Origin of the sequence: Aquipuribacter hungaricus (assembly GCF_037860755.1) — a bacterium.
In the GTDB taxonomy this organism is placed as follows: Bacteria; Actinomycetota; Actinomycetes; order Actinomycetales; family JBBAYJ01; genus Aquipuribacter; species Aquipuribacter hungaricus.
Genome location: NZ_JBBEOI010000357.1, coordinates 1 through 2,655, shown reverse-complemented (window position 1 = coordinate 2,655; position 2,655 = coordinate 1). Strand labels below are relative to the sequence as shown.

3 protein-coding genes are annotated in these 2,655 nt (G+C 77.1%); 2 read left to right on the top strand and 1 reads right to left on the bottom strand.

Annotated features, from left to right (window positions below):
- The first annotated feature begins 220 nt into the window (after positions 1–220).
- Positions 221–1,216, top strand: coding sequence for an NAD(+) diphosphatase (nudC, locus tag WCS02_RS19540; protein ID WP_340295948.1), 996 nt, complete (start codon positions 221–223; stop codon positions 1,214–1,216).
- A 59-nt stretch (positions 1,217–1,275) separates the two neighbouring features.
- On the opposite strand, the gene WCS02_RS19535 is transcribed toward nudC, so the two are convergent.
- Positions 1,276–1,500, bottom strand: coding sequence for a mycoredoxin (locus tag WCS02_RS19535; RefSeq protein WP_340295950.1), 225 nt, complete (start codon positions 1,498–1,500; stop codon positions 1,276–1,278).
- A 162-nt stretch (positions 1,501–1,662) separates the two neighbouring features.
- On the opposite strand from WCS02_RS19535, the gene WCS02_RS19530 reads away from it, so the two are divergent.
- Positions 1,663–2,655, top strand: a 993-nt coding sequence (locus WCS02_RS19530; protein ID WP_422665442.1) for an ATP-dependent helicase, incomplete at its 3' end; no start/stop codon positions are given.

Sequence of the window (2,655 nt, the reverse complement as noted above, 5' to 3'; positions counted from 1 at the left end):
CGGCCGCCCGCGGGACGTCCTGCGGGTCCTGGCGCGCCCTGCCGGTCGGCCGCGGCGGGGTCGTCCTGCGGGGCCGGGGCGGGGACCCACGACGACGGGGCGGGGCCGTCCCCGCGCAGCGCCGGCGCCGAGGTCTCGGTGGGCGCCGCGCCCTGCTGCTCGTCGTCTGGGGCTGCCACCCGCCAACCGTAGTCAGACGTGGCCGACATAGGGTGCAGGCGTGCCTCTCGCCGACCTCGCGTTGTCCCGCTCCCGGCTGGACAAGGTGAGCGACGACCGCACCGCCGCCGGTCTGCTGTCCGGCCTCCTCGCCGACCCGACGACGTCGCTGCTGCCGGTGCTCGACGGCCGCGCGCCGGTGCACGAGGGCCCCGAGGGGTCCCCGTCGCTGCGCACCGTGGCCGGCGACGAGGCCCTCGCCGTGGTGGCTGCCCTCGGCGGTGCCGAGCGGCTGGCGGCCGGCGGCGGCGACCCGGCCGAGGAGCCCGTCGTGGTCCTGCTCGGCCGCTTCCCGGACGACGACCCGCGCGCCCCCGGCTCGATGGTCGCGCTGCTCCTGCCGCCGGGGTCCACGACCGGCTGGCCGGACGGGCCCTCGGGCGACCTCCGGGGCCTCGGCGCGCTGCTGCCGGACACGGACGCCGGCGCGCTCACCGAGGCCGTCGCGCTGCAGCACTGGCACCGCGACAACCCCCGCTGCCCCCGGTGCGGCAGCGCGACCACGGTCGTCGCCGCCGGCCACGAGCGCTCCTGCCCGGTCGACGGCACCACGCAGCACCCCCGGCACGACCCTGCCGTGATCATGACCGTGACCGACCCCGCCGGCAGGCTGCTCCTGGGTCACCAGGGACGGTGGCCGGACGGCCGGTACTCGGCGTTCGCCGGGTTCGTCGAGCCCGGGGAGTCGCTCGAGCAGGCGGTCGCGCGCGAGCTGCTCGAGGAGGCCGGGGTGACCGCGACGACGGTGGAGTACCTGGGCAGCCAGCCGTGGCCGTTCCCCGCCTCGCTCATGGTGGCCTTCCACGCCGAGACCGAGGACACCGAGGCGGTCCCCGACGGCTCGGAGATCACCGAGGTGCGCTGGTTCGACCGCGACGGCCTGCGTGCGGCGGTGGCGGCGGGCGAGATCACGGTCCCGCCGGCGGTGTCGGTGGCCCGCCGCCTCGTGGAGCGCTGGCTGGGCGGCCCCCTGCAGCAGGACGGCACCTGGCGCTAGGCGCAGGTGCCGTCGGTGCTCGAGCCCCGGTGCTGCCGGGTCGGGGCCCGGCGTGCCGCTCAGGCGGCGAGGCGGGACCTGACCTCGGCGAGCGAGGGGTTGGTGGCGGCGCTGCCGTCGGGGAACAGCACCGTCGGGACCGTCTGGTTGCCGCCGTTGACCTGCATGACGAACTCGGCGGCGTCGGGGACGTCCTCGATGTTGACCTCGGTGTAGGCGATGCCCTCGCGGTCCATCTGCGACTTCAGGCGACGGCAGTACCCGCACCAGGTGGTCGAGTACATGGTCACGGTCCCAGCTGCGGGTGCCTGCACGGGTGTCTCCTCGGTGTCCGGGTCGGTCGGGGTGCGGTGCTCGTCCGTCCACAACAGGGAGCCCGCCCGCGGTGTTCCCCAGGACGGCCGCCGGGCGACCCGGCCGCGTCCCCGGGCTGGGACGATGGGGGCGTGGTCCTGACCCCCGCCGACGCCGAGGCGCTGCTGCGCCCCCTCGACGACGAGCAGCGGTCGGTCGCGGAGGCGGTCCGCGGTCCGGTCTGCGTGGTGGCCGGGGCCGGCACGGGCAAGACCCGGGCCATCACCCACCGCATCGCGCACGCCGTGGCCGTCGGCGCCGTGCCCGAGGACCAGGTCCTCGCGGTGACGTTCACCGCCCGCGCCGCCGGCGAGATGCGCGAACGGCTGCGGGCCCTCGGGGTCGGCCGCGCCACGGCGCGCACCTTCCACGCCGCCGCGCTGCGCCAGCTCCAGCACTTCTGGCCCTCGGTGGTCGGCGGCCCGGCGCCCCCGCTGCTGGAGCACAAGGCCGCGGTGGTCGGCGAGGCCGCAGCACGGCTCGGCCTGCGGGTGGACCGCAGCGCCGTGCGCGACCTGTCCTCGGAGCTGGAGTGGGCCAAGGTCGGCCTGCTCACCCCCGCCACGTACCCGGCCGCGGCGCTCGCCGCCGGCAGGGCAGAGGTCGCCGGCCACGACCCGGCGGTCGTCGCGCGGCTCGTCGAGGCCTACGAGGACGCCAAGACCGCCCGCGGGGTGATGGACTTCGAGGACGTCCTGCTGCTCACGGCGGCCATGCTCCGCGAGCGCGAGGACGTCGCACGGCAGGTCCGCTCCCGGTACCGCTGGTTCACCGTGGACGAGTACCAGGACGTCTCGGCGGCGCAGCAGGTCCTCCTCGACCTGTGGGTCGGGGAGCGCGACGACGTCTGCGTCGTCGGCGACCCCCACCAGACCATCTACAGCTTCGCGGGCGCCGACTCCTCGCTGCTGGGCGGGTTCGCGGCCGCCCACCCCGGCGCCACGGTCGTGCACCTGGTCCGCAGCTACCGGTCACGCCCCGCCGTGGTCGAGCTCGGCAACGCCGTCCTGGCGCCGGCGACCGGTCGTGCCGCCCCGCGCCTGCGCGCCGTCCGCCCGGCCGCGCACGAGGAGGCCGCCGCGCCC